The following is a 16,649-nucleotide window of genomic DNA, read 5'->3' as shown; positions in this document are numbered from 1 at the left end:
TGCTGATGACGGCTGAGGCGTCAGTCGGCGGGGAGATGCGCGAGGATCTCGCCATGGGGGATGAGAAACCAGGCGTCGGGATCCTGACCCCACGCCCGCCATCCACCGGCGATCGCCTGGACCCCGACGCTGTCGATGCCCTGTTCGACTGCTTGCCGCACGAACATCTCCCCGGCCACCCGGTCGGCTTGCCCGTTGCCCCACCACATGCACTCCGCCGCCGTTGCGTAGGTCCATACCGATGAGGTGATGGTCGCATCTGGCACCCCAGCCGCGTTGGCCCATGCCCGCATCCGACGACCCGCATCTGGTTCGGCACCGTTCCCCCTCGCGATTGCCCGGTAGAGGGTGCGCCAGTCGTCGAGTTCAGGCAGTTCCGGATGCCAGGCCATCGCGTCGTAGTCCGCGTCCCGTGCGGCGATCCACCCGCCGGGACGACACACGCGCACCATCTCCTGGAGCGCGCCGACCGGATCGGTCAGGTGCTGCAGCACCTGATGAGCGTGCACGACGTCGAACGTATCGTCGGCGTATGGAAGCGCCATGACGTCGCCCAGTTCGAACCTCGTCGTCTGGTCGCCCCGGGCGGCCGCGGCTGTTCGGGCGGCGACCAACGGCGCCTCGGCCTTCTCGAGTCCGACAACCAGGCCAGGAGTCACGAGATCTGCCAGATCAAGAGTGATCGAGCCTGGCCCGCACCCCACATCCAGGATGCTCATGCCGGGACTCAGGTGAGGGATCAGATAGGCCGCGGAGTTCGCCGCCGTCCGTGCGCCGTGCGAGGCAAGCACGGCGGGCTCATGCCCATGTGAGTAGCGTGTTCCTCCGTCGGTTCCCGATGCACCATCATTCATGTGGCGAGCCTAGCGATGCCGATGAACCGGCGCGCCACGTCTCCTGACCACGGATGCGACGCAGCGGTCGATCGCAACGCTCCGGGAGCACGCATGCCGCCCTGTGAGGCCCCCATGCTGCACTTTCTTGCCGGTGCTGCAGTTGCTAACTGCAGCATCGGCACACAAGTGCAGCATGAGCGCCCCGCTCGCCGCGTCACCCCTCCCGCAGCACCACCACGTCCTTGGGCGCGAGTGTCAGCGACTCCCCGGCCGCAATCGCCAAACCAGTGAGCACGTCGGTACCCGATGCGTGCGCCTCGACTGTCACCGCGGCATCCGCGTGATTGAGCAGGAACGCGATGCGCCCGCCGCCACCGTCGCGCACGGCGAACTCCAGTTCGGGCTCATCCGCATACGGACCGACCAGGCCGTGCTCAGCCAGCACCGCACGAAGGACCGCCGACAGCCCGCCTTGGTCGAGCAGGGTTCCGACGTACCAGGCTGATCCGCCCGCTTCGGAAGCGTTCCGCGTCACCGCAGGACTGCCGGCATAGAAGTCGTCGCCGTAGGTCCCGATCACCTCGGCCCCCTCGGCAACGAGAACCTCGAACACACTGCGCGCATCAGCGACAGTGTCGAGCCCCGCTCCACGGAGTGCAATCCGGTTCACCGTTTCGGCGGGCAGCGAGTCGGTCTCCTCGACCCGCACCCCGAACAACGGAGCGAGCGGGCCCGGGGCATCCGTGAGAAAAGCGTTGGTGTCCACGTCGACGCGACCGGACAGGAAGCTCGACACGACAGACCCGCCACGGTCGACCACAGCGCGGAGCCGCGAGGCCACATCTCCCTTGAGCAGGTGCAGCAACGGCGCGACGACGACGTCATAGCCGTCGAGCGGAGCGTCCACCGCGACGACATCGAGTTGCACTCCCGCCTCCCACAGCGCGCGGTGGTAGCCGAGCACCACCTGCGGGTAGGTGACGGTGCGGTTGAGCCCGTCGGTGATTTCGGATGCCCACCAGCTGTCCCAGTCGAACAGGAACGCGACCCGAGCGGGTGTCCGCGCACCGAGAACAGCCGAACCTACACGTGAGAAGTCCGCGCCGAGCTGTGCGACCTCGCGGAACGACCGGGTATCGGTGCGGCCGGCGTGGTCGAGCACAGCCCCGTGGTACTTCTCGCACGCCCCACGCGACTGACGCATTTGGAAGTAGAGCACGGCATCCGCCCCGTGCGCGACCGACTGCCACGACCACAGGCGAAGCACGCCGGGGCGCTTCACCGGGTTGATGTCGCGGCTCGCCGTGATCGTGGGTGTCTGCTCCATCACCCAGAACGGGTCGCCGCCCTTGAGCCCACGCATGAGGTCGTGGGTGAACGCCATCCGCGCTTCGGACCGGTCGGTGGGCGGGTAGTTGTCCCACGACGCGAAGTCGAGGTGTTCGGCCCAGCGGTGGTAGTCGATCGGGCGGTACATGCCCATGAAGTTGGTCGTCGCGGGAGTCGCGGCGTCGTGCTCCCTGATTGCCGCCTTTTCGTCGATGAAGTTCTGCAGCATCGCGTCTGACATGAAGCGCAGGTAGTCGAGCGTGATGCCCTGGAACGCCGTATGGTTCGGACCGCGCCAGTGCTCACTGAGCATGTTCGGTGGCACGATCTCGGCCCAGTCGGTGAAGGTGTGCGACCAGAAGGTGGCGTTCCACGCCTCGTTGAGCCGGTCGAGTGTGACGTACTTCTCGCGCAGCCACACCCGGAACCCTGCTGCACAGTTCTCGCAGTAGCAGGCGCCGCCGTATTCGTTGCCGATGTGCCAGGCGACGAGACCGGGGTGCCCGGCGTATCGCTCGGCGATCTTTCCGGCGAGACGGGCCGCGAGGCGGCGGAACACCGGCGAGCTCGGGCAGGCGTTGTGGCGCTGCCCGTAGACGTGCCGTCTGCCTTCGAAGTCGGTGCGGTTGACCTCGGGATGCTGGTGCGCCAGCCACGGCGGAAGCGCACCGGTCGCTGTAGCCATCACGAAACGACGGCCGGACTCGGCCACACGGGCGACGATCGCGTCGAGCAGGGTGAAGTCGTACTCGTCCTCCCCCGAGGAGAGAAGGGCCCAATCGAAGACACCGAGGGTGAGTGTGTCGATTGCGGCGAGGTCGAACGCAGCGTGGTCGAGTTCCCAGACCTCGCGTGGCCACTGTTCCGGGTTGTAGTCGCCGCCGTAGAGGATCTTGGTCTGGGGGGCCGGTTCAGTTGTGTCGGTCACGCGATGTACTTCTCCTCGATGTCTGCGGTCATGGGATGGGCGTTCTGGAGCACGAGCGCGCCGACGATCGAGGCGAGCGCGAACAGGGCGATCTCGGAGCCGACGGCGACGACGCCTGAACTCGCGATGACGAGAGCGGCCGCGCCGATCGTCGCTCGCGGCGAGGATCGAACGAGGCGAAGTGCGAGCCGCAGGGTGTCGCGGGTACGGAAGTTGTACAGCGACCCGATGACGAGGGCGTGCAGCGCGGTGACTGCGACGAGCACGAACACGATCGCCTGGGCGACGCCGGCGATCACAAGCGGAAGGCCGGGCGGGACGACCCGGTCGAGGAAGCCGATGTTGATCCCGAGGATGGCGACGATCACGAGGACGAGCCACCACCAGCGCAGGGTCGACACGGCGTTGAGACGGTAGCCGCGCCAGAATGCCCGGGCAGGCTCGAGGTGTTCCTCGGCGGTACTCGCCCGCCAGGCGAAGAGCACGGCAGCGCATGCCGGACCGACGGGGAGGAGGCTCAGAGCGATGAGCGGGGCGTTGGACGGGTCCGGGGCGAGGGCCACGAGGAGGACGATTCCCGGCGACGCCGTGAGGAGAAAGAGCAGTTCGAGAATGAGCACCCGGTAGACGGCGGCGGTGATGCGGCCCAGCGTGCCGGTCGGCTGCGTGCCAGACCCCTGGGTACCTGTCGCGCCTGCTTCTGGCGATGAGGCCATCGGATGCTCCTTGAGATTGCGTGAAATGCCGGAGTCACCGGGGCCCTGATCGGGCCCCGGTGACGACGGGTACTGCTTACTTGCTGTCTTTGTAACGCTCGTATGCCTTGTTCACGAGGTCGATGTACGTGGTCATACCCTTGCCCTCGAGTTCGGTGACATAAGCATCCCAGTCGGCGAGGTCTCGCTGGCCGAGGATGAACTGCAGAGTCGCCTGCTTCGTGGTGTCGGAGAGCGGAGTCACGAGCAGGGTGGACTGCTCCCGTTCGGCCTCTTCGAGCGGGTACGGCGGCGCGAGAGGGAGAACATCCTTCTGCTTCATGATCTCCTGGAAGGCGAGTTCCTCCTCGGAGAAGGTCGACTCGAGCAGTTCGGTCGATCCGCCGTATGCGAACACTCCGCCAGCGAATCCGAAGTCTTTCTGCAGGTGCTTGGGTGCTCCGGGGTTGAGGCCCACGTAGTCGACGTCGTCGGCCAGCGTGTATTTGCCGTCTGCCTTCTCGTATGTGGTGCCTTCGACACCCCACTTGACGAACTCAGCACCCTCGTCGGAGTACCAGAGCCAGTCGATGTACTGCATCATGGCCGTGAAGTTCTCGCTCTCGAGCGCTTCGGCGTTGATCATGATGCCGTTCTCGAGGCGAGTGGTTCCTGCGACGACGTTTCCGGCGGGGCCGGCCGGAAGCGGAAGCTTCGCGACGGTCGCGCCAGGGACGGTGTCTGTGAGCGGCTGACGGTAGTCATTGACGATCGTCTGGGCGTTCGAGCTGATGGCGAATGATTTTCCGCTCACGAACTTCTGGATGGCCGAGTCATCGTCCTGGGTGAAGCTCTCCGGGTCGACGAGTCCGTCTTCGACGAGAGAGGCGACGTACTCGACGAAGTCACGGTAGTCGTCCGTCGCTCCGGTGAACTCGAACTTGTCTTCCGCTTCGTTGTAGTTCGCTCCGTCCCAGCCCCAGCCGGCCGAGACACCGTAGGTCATCGCGATGACGTTGAGGAGGCTGTCACCCATGAACCGGTCAGACAGCGGATAGGAGTCCGGGTATTCGGCCTTGATGGCTTCGAGGACCTCGCGGAACTCTTCCCAGTCCTGGGGCTCTTCGAGTCCGAGGTCGTCCATGACGTCGGTGCGGATCGCCACGGTGTAGTCCTGCCACACGTCTTCGTGAATGCCGGGAAGCACGTAGTACTCACCGTCGGCCTGTCGGAGTCCTTCGATGTTCTCCTCGAGGCCCCACTTCTCGATCTTCTCCGAGAGGTTCGGCATGAGGTCGATGTATTTCGAGACCGGCAGGACCGCGCCGGAGGAGACGTACGCTTCCTCCTGGCCCGGGTAGGTCTTGGGGATGATCATCGGAGCGTCACCGGCGCCGACGATGAGGCTCCGCTTCTGCTCGTAGTCGCTCATCGGCACGACGGTGGGATCGAGGGTGACATTGGTGCGCTCGGTCAGCTCTTCCCAGAGCAGCCAGTCTTCCTGGAGCGGGTAGTTCGGGTGGTCGCTGAAGAGGATCGAGAAGTCGAGGTCCTCTGTCGCCACGAACTGGTCGCCGGCCTTGAAGTCCTTCATCGCGCCTACGTCTTTGCCGGTGAGGTCTGCGCCGTCTGACTCGGCACTCGGCGAGCAGGCCGCCAGCCCACCCACGAGAGCGATGAGCGCCCCCGTGGCCAGGACTTTCTTGGGTGTGGACAACATACTTTTTCCTTTCGTTGCCGACGAGTCGGCGTGTGGTGAAGAAAACGGGTACCCGAACGTCAGCCTTTGACGGAGCCGAGCATGATTCCCGAAACGAAGTACCGCTGGACAAAGGGATAGAGACACAGAATGGGCAAAACGGTGAGCACCATCGTCACCGACTGGATGTTCGACGCCACCTGGGCAAGGTCGGAACCTCCGCCGGAGGATGCCGCCGTCGACGCACCGGCGATGAGGTTACGGAGGTAGACGGTGACGGGGAACAGGTCTGCCCGGTCCATGTAGAGGAACGCCTGGAACCAGGAGTTCCAGAACGCGACAGCGTAGAACAGCACCATCGTCGCCATCACCGCTTTCGACAGCGGCAGGACGATCCGGAACAGGATGCCGAAGGTCGACAGGCCGTCGATCTGGGCGGCTTCTTCGAGCTCTTCGGGGAGATTCTCGAAGAACGCTTTCATCACGAGCAGGTTGAACACCGAGATAGCGTTCGGTAGCACGATCGCCCATAACGAGTTGGTCAGGCCCAGGCTCGAGATGAGCACGTAGTTGGGGATGAGGCCACCGTTGAAGAACATCGTGAAGACGGCGATGCCGATGAGAAAGTTGCGTCCCCGCAGTCGCTTCTTCGACAGGACGTAGGCATAGCAGGTGGTGAGGACCATGGCGATGACCGTTGCGACGACGGTGTAGACCACGGTGTTGCGGTAGTTCGTCCAGAACATCTCGTCGCTCAGCACGAGCTGGTACGTCGTCGTGTTGAATCCCTTCGGCCACAGGTTCACCTGGCCGGCCCGGATGAAGGATTCACCACTGAACGACTGGGCGATGATGTTGACGAAAGGGTAGAGCGTCACGGCGACGACGCCGAGCAGCACGATCGTGTTGATGACCTGGAAGATCCGCTCGCCGCGGGTGGAACGGATGCGACGGGTCGCCCGTTCCTTCTTCTTCAGTTCGGTGGGTGCTTCAGCGGTGGTTACCACAGGCTTGTCCCTACTGTGCGGCGCGAGATGGCGTTGGCGGAGAGGATGAGGGTGAGGCCGATGATCGCTTCGAACATGCCGATCGCGGCCGCGTAGCTGAAGTTGTTGGCCTCGAGCCCGACCCGGTACAGGTAGGTCGAAATCACGTCAGCTGTGGGATAGGTGAGGGGGTTGTAGAGCAGCAGGATCTTCTCGAATCCGACGGAGAGGAACGTGCCGATGTTGAGGATGAGGAGGGTGACCATCGTCGGGCGGATGCCGGGGAGGGTGACGTGCCAGGTCTGCTGCCACCGGTTTGCCCCGTCGATGCGCGACGCCTCGTAGAGGCCGGCGTCGACGTTGGTGAGGGCGGCGAGGTAGAGGATGGTTCCCCAGCCGACCGTCTGCCACACCTCACTCGACACGTACACGGTGCGGAACCAGTCGGGCAGCTGCAGGAACGGGATCGCGTCGCCGCCGACAGCACGGACGATCTGGTTCACCGTGCCTTCGATCGACAGCAGCTGCATGAGCATTCCGGCGACGATGACGATCGACAAGAAGTGGGGCAGGTACGAGATCGTCTGCACGAACCGCTTGAAGTAACGGGCTCGGACTTCGTTGAGCAGCAGCGCCAGGATGATCGGCAGCGGGAAGCAGAACAGCAAAGACAGCGACCCGATCGCCAGCGTATTGCCGAAGACCTGCCAGAACGTCGGGTCGTTGAGGAACATCTCCACGTAGCGGAAGCCCACCCACTCTTCACCGAAGATGTTTCCGCCCGGGCGGAAGCGACGGAAGGCGATGACGTTTCCGAGCATCGGCAGGTAGCGGAAGATCGCGAAGAACAGCAGCGGAAGAATGATGAGGACGTAGAGCTGCCAGTCGCGGCGCAGCGTCTTGCGCCACGGCAGCTGACCCGGCTTCGAGCGGAACAGCCGGCGCTTCTTCTGGGGCGCGATCTCCGTCGCCATCCCGACGGTGGCCGCTGCCTCCGGACCGGTCGCGCCCCCGCCGGTCGTCATCGTTCCCTGTTGCAGGCTCATCGCACGACCTCGAGTTCCGGTAGCGCCACTGGCGTGACGATGTTGACACTGGTGAGCACCCGATCCGGTCCGACCTCGCGCAGAGGCCCGACGAGGTCGAGTTCGATCGTTGTGTGGATGTCGCCGCTCGAGCGGGCGACACGGAGTTCGACGGCGCCCGGTTCGACGATCAGCGTGCCGTCGAGTCCGGTGAATGCGGTCAGATCAGCGGATGCCGTGATCGCGACGTTCGCGGATTCGTTCGGGTCGAGTTCCACCCGTGCGAATCCGATCAGCCGTTGAATCGGTCGGGTGACCTGGGCGACCGGATCGTGGAGGTACAGCTCGACGACATCCGCCGCACGCATGTCCCCGGTGTTCGTGACGGTGACTTCGACGGTGACCTCACCGTCGGCATCCCATTCGGTGCGGCCGGAGCGTTCTCCGACGTCACTCCACTCGAAGCTCGAGTAACCGATGCCGTGCCCGAACGGGAACGCCGGACTGGGGTCGAGGTTGGAGACACCCGACTTCGCGCCGAGCGGAACGGTGAGGTAGGTGCCGGGCTGCGACCCTGCTTCACGCGGGATGCTGACCGGCAGCCGCCCGGACGGCGAGAACTCACCGGAGAGGAGATCGGTGATCGCGGATGCGCCGCGCTGGCCGGGAAAGAAGCCCTGCACGATCGCGGCGGCGCGGGTGACGGCGTCGCCGAGCGCATAGGGACGCCCGGCGAGGAGCACGACGACGACGGGGGTACCCGAGTCGAGGAGTGCGGAGAGCAGATCGGCCTGAACGCCGGGAAGCCGGAGGTCGGCGGCGTCGCAGCCTTCGCCGGAGGTTCCGCGGCCGAACAACCCGGCGCGGTCGCCGAGCACGACGACGCAGACCTCGGCGTCCCTGGCGGCCGCGACCGCGTCCGCGATTTCATCGATCTCGGGGCCGTCGACCGTGCAGCCCTGCGCATGCGTGATCGAGGCGAAGGTGGTGCCCATCGCGTCGACGACCGTGGGGATGTCGATGCCGAGAGCGACCTCAGGATGCTTGCTGCCGACGTGAGCGGGGAACGAGTAGCAGCCGAGCATCGCCATCGGGTCGGCGGCGAGTGGGCCGACGACCGCGATCGTCGTCGCGGGGGCGATCGGCAGCATCCGTTTCGGGTTGGAAAGCAGGATGAGGGATTCGCGGGCGATCTGCGCGGCCAGCTCCTGCCCTTCTGCGGTGTCGAGGTCGAGCGAGTCGACGTTCGCGGGGAGCGAGCTCCAGCTGTCGTCGAGCAGCCCGATCGAGATCTTCTGGGTGAGCACGCGGAGGGCGGCGCGGTCGACGAGCTTTTCATCGATGCGGCCGCCGGCGACTCCGGCGAGCAGCGGGGCGCCGAAGGTGTCGACGGTGGGCAGTTCGACATCGACGCCCGCGTCGAGGGCGAGACCTGCTGCCGCCGTCCCGTCTGCGGCCACACGGTGGAGGCGCTCGAGGAAACGGATGCCGAAGTAATCGGCGACGACGGTCCCATCGAAGCCGAGACGGTCGCGGAGGATACCGGTGAGGAGCTTCTTGTCTGCGGCAGATGGCACGCCATCGATCTCGGTGTACGAGTGCATGACCGAGCGGGCTCCGCCGTGACGGAGCGCGGCTTCGAACGGGGGGAGGATGACGTCGGCGAACTCGCGCGGGCCCATCGAGACCGGGGCGAGGTTGCGGCCGGCTCGGCTGGCCGAGTAACCGGCGAAATGTTTGAGGGTGGCGATGACGCCGGAGTTCTCGAGGCCCTTCACGTAGGCGGATCCGATCGCCCCGACAAGGTGCGGGTCTTCGGAGATGGTCTCTTCGGTGCGACCCCAGCGGTAGTCGCGGGCCACGTCGAGCACAGGGGCGAGGCCCTGGTGGATGCCGGCGGCGCGCATCGTGTGTCCGATGGTGTTCGACATCCGCTCGATCAGGGCCGGGTTGAAGGTGGCGCCCCAGGCCAACGGAATCGGATAGGCAGTCGCTTGCCATGCGGCGAAACCGGCCAGGCATTCCTCGTGCACGAGCGCCGGGATGCCGAAGCGGCTCTGACCGACGATGTGCTCCTGCGAGATGGCGAGAGAACGGGCGGCGACGACCGGATCGATGGGCGCGGTCCCGTACGGGCGGGTCAGCTGGCCGAGGCCATGGCGCGTGACGGCTTCCCAGTCGATCGGGTCTGCGGCGAGATCCTGCTGGAGCGGGGCGACTCCTCCACCGGAGGCGTCTGCACCGACCCAGACGCCGACGAGCTGGGCCGCCTTCTCTTCGAGAGTCATCCTCGATACGAGATCGGCGGCGCGGTCTGCGGGTGACGCAGACTCATCACGCCAGACCTCGACGTCGCCCGAACGGATGTTGAGTGACATGTGACCCCTTCGTCAACCGGTTGCCAAAACGGACGCGAAGACAGGATGTCATTCGGGTACCACGGCGATGTAGTCGTTACGCAGTTTTCGCAACTTCTTGCGAATGCGTGTGTGGTCAGACTAGCAACTGAGGTCGATGTGTCAAGCAACAAATTCTCGATGACCGGCACACCCGCGTGATTTCGGGGCAAACTCCCCCCGGCGGAGGATGTTGCGAACATTTCGGAGGTGCTACGGTTGCCCAAGAAGTTGCGAAAAAACAATGACAAGGGATTCGATGTCTACCGAAACAGCGCCTCTGGGCGACGCCGCAACCGGTCGCATGACGATCTCAGCGATCGCGGCATCCATCGGCGTTTCGGTGCCATCGGTGTCCAAAGTGCTCAACGGTCGCTCCGATGTCGCGCCGGCCACGAGGCTCAAGATCGAGCGGGCGCTGCAGGAGCACAACTACCAGCGCAATGCGCGACAGACCGGCACCAGCGCCGCCCCGCTGATCGAGCTCGTCTTTCACGAGCTCGACTCCGCCTGGTCGATCGAGATCATCCGCGGCGTCGAACAGGCCGCTCGCCGCAACGGACTCGGCGTCGTGCTCTCCGATCTCGGCGGCAGCCACACCCCCGACCAGCGCTGGATGGACGAGGTGATCTCGCGGCGCCCGCACGGCATCATCCTTGTTCTCTCGATGCTCTCGGCGGAGCAACGACGCCAGCTCGACACCCGGTCGATTCCCTACGTCGTGCTCGACACCAACGGTGAGACCACGGTCGGCGCCCCCGCGGTCGGGTCGAACAACTGGAACGGTGGACTGTCGGCAACACGCCACCTGATCTCGCTCGGACACCGCCGGGTCGCCGTCATCTCCGGCCCCGGCGATGTGCTCTGCTCCCGAGCCCGGGTCGACGGCTACCGGGCGGCGCACGCCGAGGCGGGGCTCGAGCCGATGGAGGATGCCATCCGCTGGGGCAACTTCACGGTCGACGGCGGTTATCGGCACGGACTCGAACTTCTCACCCGCGCGAACCGCCCGACGGCGATCTTCGCCGGCTCAGACATGCAGGCGCTCGGGGTGTTGCGCGCTGCGCGTGAGCAGGGCATCGACGTTCCACGGGATCTCTCCGTCGTCGGTTACGACGATCTGCCGCTCGCGGCCTGGGTCGGTCCGTCGTTGACCACGGTGAATCAGCCGCTCCTCGAGATGGCTGACACGGCCGCGCGCATGCTGCTCGGTATCGCTCGCGGCACCGATCCGAACCCGAGGAGCATCGAGCTGGCGACGCAGCTCGTTGTGCGCGAGAGCACAGGCCCGGCTCCGGCCTGACCGCGGTCCGTCCCCTCAACACCAGCAAGGAACGCAATGGCGCACTTCGATTTTCCGGTCGAGCAACTGTGGACCTACCGGTCGGCCGAGGTGGAACCCGACGACTTCGACGAGCGCTGGCGGGAGACTCTGGATGCCGCCAGGCAGCATCCGGTTCTCATCTCCGTCGAGGCGTACGACAACGGACTCGCCGCGGTCGACTGCTGGGACGTGCGGTTCGCTGGCTTCGGCGGTGACCCGGTGGCGGCGTGGTTCTCGCGGCCGGCGGGCGTCGATGCGTCGGTGGAGCTTCCGGTCGTGGTCGAGTACCTCGGCTATGGGCGCGGGCGAGGTCTGCCGCACGAGCGGTTGCTGTGGGTGTCTGCGGGCTATGCCCACCTGCTTGTCGACAGTCGCGGCCAGGGCGGGCAGTACGGCTCCGGTGGGGACACACCCGATTCGTGGCCGGCCCCTCCGTCGGCGCCGGGGGTCGTGACGCGTGGAGTGCTTTCGCATTCGGAGCACTATTACCGTCGCCTGATCACGGATGCCGCGCGCGGCGTCGATGCGGCCCGTGCGCTTCCCGGCACGGATGCGGCCACGGTGATCGTGGCGGGGAACAGCCAGGGTGGGCTGCTCTCGCTCGCAGCAGCCGGACTCGTGCCTGATGTGGTCGCGTGCCTGACGAGTGCCCCGTTCCTGTGCCATCCGGAGCGGGCGTTGAGGATCACTGAAGCCGCGCCATGGGATGAACTCGTGCAGTACCTGTCGGTGTTCCGCAATGCCGAGGCCGCGGTGATGCGCACGCTGTCGTATGTCGACGGGGTCGCGTTCGCACGGCGGGGACGCGCGCCGGTGCATTTCGCGACCGGGTTGCGTGACACCGTGTGTCCGCCGTCGACGGTGTTCGCGGCGTTCAACGCGTATGGCGAGCGTGCAGCGGTGCCGCCGGAACGGCAGATGGAGTTGTACCCGTTCAACCACCACGAGGGTGGGGATGCCGTGAACACCCGGCGGCAGCTGGACTGGTTGCGTGGGCTGGGGCTGGCCGCCCCGGCGCTGGGCGTGTCTGCTCCGGCGTCGTAGCGCGAAGCCGCCTGTGCTGCAGTTGTGTGTCGATGCTGCAGTTGCAACTGCCGCATCGCCACACAAGTGCAGCACCCGTCCCGACCGGACCAGCAGCACTCGACTGGAGCTGCAGCGCTCACGCGATTTCCCGCGCGGCTAGAACACCTCGGTCGGCGGCTCGCTCGGCGACCCGGACTTCGGCCGTCGCCGTCCGAAGATCGTCCGGCGACCGGCATCCGTTACCTCGTCCGGGCCATCCACCTCGAGCCCGTAATGGTCGCCGATCCGGTCGACGAATGCTGCACGCCTGGCCCGTTCGTATGCTCGCCGCTCCCGGCCGAATGCGATCGCGGTCGCCCAGCAGATGAGCAGCATGATGACGCTGAACGGCAACGCGATGATGATCGCGGCCGTCTGCAGTGCCTGGAGGCCACCGGCCAGCAGCAGCGAGATCGCCAGCGCTGCCGTCACCCCGGTGAAGAACGCGCGGATCCAGCGTTTCGGCTCGACCTGTCCGCCGCTGGCGATCATGCTCATCACGAGCGACCCGGAGTCCGCTGAGGTCACGAAGAACACCGCGATGAGGATGATCGCGCCGATGGTCAGCGCCGTTCCTGCGGGGAGCTGGTCGAGCATCCGGAACAGGGCGGATTCGACGACGACCGTGCCGTCCTCGCCGACGAGACCGCCGGGGCCGTTCAGTTCGGAATACAGTGCGGTCCCCCCGAGAACACTGAACCAGAGGAACGTGATCAGCGTCGGCACGAGCAGGACACCCATGACGAACTGCCGGACAGTGCGGCCGCGTGAGATCCGGGCGATGAAGATGCCGACGAACGGCGCCCACGAGATCCACCAGCCCCAGTAGAACGTGGTCCATGCCGCCTGCCACGCTTCACCCTCTGCTCCGGTGAACGCGCCGACTCGGAAAGACAAGCCGACGAAGTCCTGCAGGTAGGTGCCGATCGACTGAACGAAGTCACGCAGCAGGAACTGGGTCGGGCCGACGACGAGAATGAACACGACGATGAGACCGGCGATGATCAGGTTGATGTTCGACAACCACTTCATGCCCTTGGTCACGCCGGACAGCACGGAGAACAGCACGGCAACAGTGATGACGAGAATGAGCACGACGTTCGCGAAGTCGGATGCCGTGAGGAGACCGATGCTTTCGAGGCCGGCGCTGATCTGCACGACCCCCAGACCGAGCGAGGTGGCAACGCCGAAGAGGGTGCCGACCAGGGCGACGACATCGATCAGGTTGCCCCAGCCCCCGTGCACCCGTTTTCCGAGGAGCGGTTCGAGCGTCCAGCGGATCGACACCGGTCTGCCGCGACGGTGGATGGCGTAGGCGAGCGCGAGTCCGATCACGACGTAGATCGCCCATGCGTGCACGCCCCAGTGCAGGTAGGTCTGCGACAGTGCCTGCTGGGCGAGCTCGGTCGGCGTGCCCTCGACACCCGGCCGGGGATTGGCGAAGTGGCTGAGTGGTTCGCCAACACCGAAGAAGACGAGGCCGATGCCCATCCCTGCAGCGAAGAGCAGCGCGAACCAGGAACCGACGGAGAACTCGGGTTCATCGTCGTCTTTGCCGAGCTTGATGTCGCCGTACCGACTGAACCCCATCCACAGGCTGAACGCGACGAAGAAGGCGGCGATGAGTACGTAGTACCAGTTGAAGTTGCTGACGATGCTCGCTTGGATGCCGGCGAAGAGCGACTCAGCGGCATCCGGGAGAAGGATCGCGAACGCGACGAAGACCGCGACGATGATCGCAGCGGGCCAGAACACCCATCGTGCGATGTCTGGGACCTTCGCGCCCGGGGCAGTCGTTGTGCTCACAGGGGTCGACATGCCGCTCAGCATACGCTTTTGCGCACGAGCGACGAGGGGTATCCGCGCGTTTCGTCGGCAGCGCTCGCGCGGCCTGCCCCTACAGGCTCCGCGCGCAGCGGAACCCGATGTGGGTCGTCGCCGAGTCCTCGGTCTGGGGCGACCGAGCCGCCGGCCGATAGCGCTGGCAGTACTCGGGTGCGCACAGGTGCGATCCGCCCTTCGTCACGCGGCTGACCGCTGGATTCGGCGCAGCGCCACTGCCCGCATCCGGAGTGCCCGTGCGAGATGCCGACGGGCCGCACTGACATCCGTCGCCGCACCCGCCCGTAGTCGAATCAGCGCGCACCTCGACCGCCGGCCCGAGCAGGTTCGTGGTTGCGGCGCGGCGCGCACGGTGGTCTGGGGTGAACACCGAACTGGTCCACTCCCACACGTTGCCGATCATGTCGACGAGTCCGAAACCGTTGGCGGCGAAAACCCCGACCGGCGAGGTGCCGACCCACCCCCGCGCTCCCGTATTCCGGTACGGGAATGAACCCTGCCAGGTATTGGCGAACAGCTCCCCGGCTGGCGAGAGTTCGTCGCCCCAGGCGTAGTCGCGGCCGTCGATCCCGCATCGGGCAGCCCGCTCCCATTCCACTTCGGTCGGGAGTCTCTTGCCGGCCCACTCTGCATATGCAGAAGCATCGGTGAAGCACACCTGCACGACCGGATGGTCGTCGCGTCCAGCCAGGTCAGAGTCAGGTCCGGACGGATGCCGCCAGCTCGCGCCGGTCTGCCAGGTCCACCACGCGCGCCAGTCGCGCAGGTCCACCGGCCCGGCCGTCGCCCGGAAAGCGAGGCTTCCCGCGGCGCGGTCGGCCTCGCTGAGTTGCGGATACTCGGCGGCAGTGAGCGCGCGCTCCGCAACGGTGACGTATCCGGTCGCGTCGACGAAGGCGGCGAACTGCTGGTTCGTCACCGGATGCCGATCAAGGTCGAATGCGGCAACCTGGGCCCGGTGTACGGGCTGCTCTTCCGGGTAGAACGCCTCAGAACCCATGCCGAACGCCCCACCGGGAACCCGGATCATCTCGACGTCGGTCACGACGGACATGGTCATCTCCCCGACCCCTTAGCGAACAGCGACCGCACCGGCCGGAACCGGTTGTGACGGGTGCGGCCGGTCGCCGAGGTCTGCCTGAAGCGCCCACAGCCGCACCTTCAAATCGTCGCGGATGTCAGCGTAGCTGCCCGAGTGGTAGACGTTCGTCAGCTCTTCGGGGTCTTCGACCAGGTCGTACATCTCCCACTCCGGCGGGTACACGTGATCCGACGAACCGGGCAGACCCATCCCGTCGTTGTAGAAGTAGATGAGCTTGTAGCGCTCGGTGCGGATACCGTAGTGGGCCAGCGCGTGGTGATGCTGGTCGTCGTTCTCGTAGTAGCGGTAGTAGATGGCATCCTGTGTCGGTTCATCCGACCCGGTGAGCTGCGGCCAGAAGCTGACCCCCTGCATCCGTTCGTGCGGCCCGACTCCGACGGCGTCGAGGATGGTGCGGGCGAAGTCGACGTTGGTCACCAGGTGCTCGAGCGGCTCCGACGGCGCGATCGCGTTGGGGTAGCTGACAACGAGCGGCATCCGGATCGACTCTTCATACATGAAGCGCTTGTCGAACCAGCCGTGATCACCAAGGAAGAAGCCCTGGTCAGACGTGTACATGAGCATCGTGTCGTCGAAGTCACCCCTGGCGCGGAGCCAGTCGATCACGCGCCCGACGTTGTCGTCGACGGATGCCACGCATGCCAGGTAGTCCTCCATGTAGCGCTGGTACTTCCAGAGCGCCAGTTCGTCCGGAGTGAGATCGGAGGGCGGTGCCACCTTCAGATCGGCGAGGTCGAGGTAGTCGGCGACCCGCATCGTCGCGTGACGTGCAGCCATCGAGCGGGTGGAGTAGTCATCGTCGAACGTGCTCGGCACCGGTATTCTCTCGTCGGCATACATGCCCTTGTGCTTATCATCCGGCTCCCACGAGCGGTGCGGAGCCTTGTGATGGATGAGCAGACACCAGGGTTCGTCGCCCTCGAGCGAGTCGACCCAGCCGATGGACAGGTCGGTGATGATGTCGGTGGCATAGCCAGGCTCGATCCGCACCCCGTCTTCAGTGAGGATCTGCGGGTCGAAGTACTCGCCCTGCTCTCGCAGGACCGCCCAGTAGTCGAAGCCCTCCGGGTCGTGCCCCTCCCCCTCGCCCATGTGCCACTTGCCGACAATGCCGGTGCGGTAGCCCGCGTTCTTGAGCAACGAGACGAAGGTGGGCTGACTGGCGTCGATCGGGGTGTCGAGGGTGGTGACCTCATTGACATGGCTGTGGGTTCCGGTGAGGATCGCAGCGCGTGAGGGGGTGCACAGAGCGTTGGTGCAGAAGCAGTTGTCGATCCGCACACCCGCCGCGGCGATCTCGTCGATGCGCGGCGTACTGTTCACGACCGAACCGTAGGCGCTGATCGCGTGCGACGCGTGGTCGTCCGTGAGGATCAGCACGATGTTCGGTCGTCTGGGGGCGGTGGTCATGATTCTCGCTTC

Annotated in this window: 12 protein-coding genes; 2 read left to right on the top strand and 10 right to left on the bottom strand. The window is 65.7% G+C overall.

Annotation, left to right across the window (positions count from 1 at the left end; translation table 11 throughout):
* Positions 1 to 20: 20 nt before the first annotated feature.
* The 7 genes from IWX78_RS07385 to IWX78_RS07355 form a co-directional block, all read right to left on the bottom strand.
* Positions 21 to 854 (bottom strand): methyltransferase domain-containing protein, encoded by an 834-nt coding sequence (locus IWX78_RS07385; RefSeq protein ID WP_196832885.1) that lies wholly within the window; start codon positions 852 to 854, stop codon positions 21 to 23.
* A gap of 196 nt (positions 855 to 1,050) precedes the next feature.
* On the bottom strand, positions 1,051 to 3,093 hold the full coding sequence (locus tag IWX78_RS07380) for a beta-galactosidase (RefSeq protein ID WP_196832884.1): 2,043 nt from the start codon (positions 3,091 to 3,093) through the stop codon (positions 1,051 to 1,053).
* On the bottom strand, positions 3,090 to 3,809 hold the full coding sequence (locus IWX78_RS07375) for a DUF624 domain-containing protein (RefSeq protein ID WP_196832883.1): 720 nt from the start codon (positions 3,807 to 3,809) through the stop codon (positions 3,090 to 3,092). Before IWX78_RS07375 ends, IWX78_RS07380 begins: the two co-directional genes overlap by 4 nt.
* A gap of 76 nt (positions 3,810 to 3,885) precedes the next feature.
* Entirely contained in the window at positions 3,886 to 5,508 is a 1,623-nt protein-coding gene (locus IWX78_RS07370) for an ABC transporter substrate-binding protein (RefSeq protein ID WP_196832882.1), read from the bottom strand.
* A gap of 59 nt (positions 5,509 to 5,567) precedes the next feature.
* Entirely contained in the window at positions 5,568 to 6,434 is an 867-nt protein-coding gene (locus tag IWX78_RS07365) for a carbohydrate ABC transporter permease (protein ID WP_196833248.1), read from the bottom strand.
* A gap of 53 nt (positions 6,435 to 6,487) precedes the next feature.
* On the bottom strand, positions 6,488 to 7,447 hold the full coding sequence (locus IWX78_RS07360) for an ABC transporter permease (RefSeq protein WP_196833247.1): 960 nt from the start codon (positions 7,445 to 7,447) through the stop codon (positions 6,488 to 6,490).
* 68 nt (positions 7,448 to 7,515) lie between these two features.
* The gene (locus IWX78_RS07355) at positions 7,516 to 9,876 is read right to left on the bottom strand and encodes a beta-glucosidase family protein (RefSeq protein ID WP_196832881.1); all 2,361 of its coding nucleotides are present in this window, start codon (positions 9,874 to 9,876) and stop codon (positions 7,516 to 7,518) included.
* A 277-nt stretch (positions 9,877 to 10,153) separates the two neighbouring features.
* Here IWX78_RS07355 and IWX78_RS07350 point away from each other — a divergent pair, with 277 nt between their 5' ends.
* Both IWX78_RS07350 and IWX78_RS07345 read left to right on the top strand, forming a co-directional pair.
* Positions 10,154 to 11,197, top strand: coding sequence for a LacI family DNA-binding transcriptional regulator (locus IWX78_RS07350; RefSeq protein WP_196832880.1), 1,044 nt, complete (start codon positions 10,154 to 10,156; stop codon positions 11,195 to 11,197).
* A gap of 36 nt (positions 11,198 to 11,233) precedes the next feature.
* The gene (locus IWX78_RS07345) at positions 11,234 to 12,262 is read left to right on the top strand and encodes an acetylxylan esterase (protein ID WP_196832879.1); all 1,029 of its coding nucleotides are present in this window, start codon (positions 11,234 to 11,236) and stop codon (positions 12,260 to 12,262) included.
* Positions 12,263 to 12,400: 138 nt separating this feature from the next.
* Here the strand turns inward: IWX78_RS07345 and IWX78_RS07340 are convergent, their stop codons facing one another.
* The 3 genes from IWX78_RS07340 to IWX78_RS07330 form a co-directional block, all read right to left on the bottom strand.
* The gene (locus IWX78_RS07340) at positions 12,401 to 14,101 is read right to left on the bottom strand and encodes a BCCT family transporter (protein ID WP_196832878.1); all 1,701 of its coding nucleotides are present in this window, start codon (positions 14,099 to 14,101) and stop codon (positions 12,401 to 12,403) included.
* Positions 14,102 to 14,180: 79 nt separating this feature from the next.
* Positions 14,181 to 15,185 carry a formylglycine-generating enzyme family protein gene (locus IWX78_RS07335; RefSeq protein ID WP_334684620.1) on the bottom strand — a complete coding sequence of 335 codons (1,005 nt, stop codon included), beginning with the start codon at positions 15,183 to 15,185 and terminating at the stop codon, positions 14,181 to 14,183.
* A gap of 12 nt (positions 15,186 to 15,197) precedes the next feature.
* Positions 15,198 to 16,637 (bottom strand): sulfatase family protein, encoded by a 1,440-nt coding sequence (locus IWX78_RS07330; protein ID WP_196832877.1) that lies wholly within the window; start codon positions 16,635 to 16,637, stop codon positions 15,198 to 15,200.
* Positions 16,638 to 16,649: the final 12 nt, after the last annotated feature.

Origin of the sequence: Mycetocola sp. CAN_C7 (genome assembly GCF_015752285.1) — a bacterium.
Taxonomy (GTDB): Bacteria; Actinomycetota; Actinomycetes; order Actinomycetales; family Microbacteriaceae; genus Mycetocola_A.
This window is presented reverse-complemented; position numbering and strand designations above follow the sequence as displayed.

What these genes read in the sequence shown, in the direction of transcription:
- IWX78_RS07360 (WP_196833247.1), bottom strand. Translation starts at nt 7,447, where the DNA reads ATGGCGACGGAGATCGCGCCCCAGAAGAAGCGCCGGCTGTTCCGCTCG.
- IWX78_RS07330 (WP_196832877.1), bottom strand. Translation starts at nt 16,637, where the DNA reads ATGACCACCGCCCCCAGACGACCGAACATCGTGCTGATCCTCACGGAC.
- IWX78_RS07375 (WP_196832883.1), bottom strand. Translation starts at nt 3,809, where the DNA reads ATGGCCTCATCGCCAGAAGCAGGCGCGACAGGTACCCAGGGGTCTGGC.
- IWX78_RS07370 (WP_196832882.1), bottom strand. Translation starts at nt 5,508, where the DNA reads ATGTTGTCCACACCCAAGAAAGTCCTGGCCACGGGGGCGCTCATCGCT.
- IWX78_RS07340 (WP_196832878.1), bottom strand. Translation starts at nt 14,101, where the DNA reads ATGTCGACCCCTGTGAGCACAACGACTGCCCCGGGCGCGAAGGTCCCA.
- IWX78_RS07335 (WP_334684620.1), bottom strand. Translation starts at nt 15,185, where the DNA reads ATGACCATGTCCGTCGTGACCGACGTCGAGATGATCCGGGTTCCCGGT.
- IWX78_RS07385 (WP_196832885.1), bottom strand. Translation starts at nt 854, where the DNA reads ATGAATGATGGTGCATCGGGAACCGACGGAGGAACACGCTACTCACAT.
- IWX78_RS07350 (WP_196832880.1), top strand. Translation starts at nt 10,154, where the DNA reads ATGTCTACCGAAACAGCGCCTCTGGGCGACGCCGCAACCGGTCGCATG.
- IWX78_RS07345 (WP_196832879.1), top strand. Translation starts at nt 11,234, where the DNA reads ATGGCGCACTTCGATTTTCCGGTCGAGCAACTGTGGACCTACCGGTCG.
- IWX78_RS07355 (WP_196832881.1), bottom strand. Translation starts at nt 9,876, where the DNA reads ATGTCACTCAACATCCGTTCGGGCGACGTCGAGGTCTGGCGTGATGAG.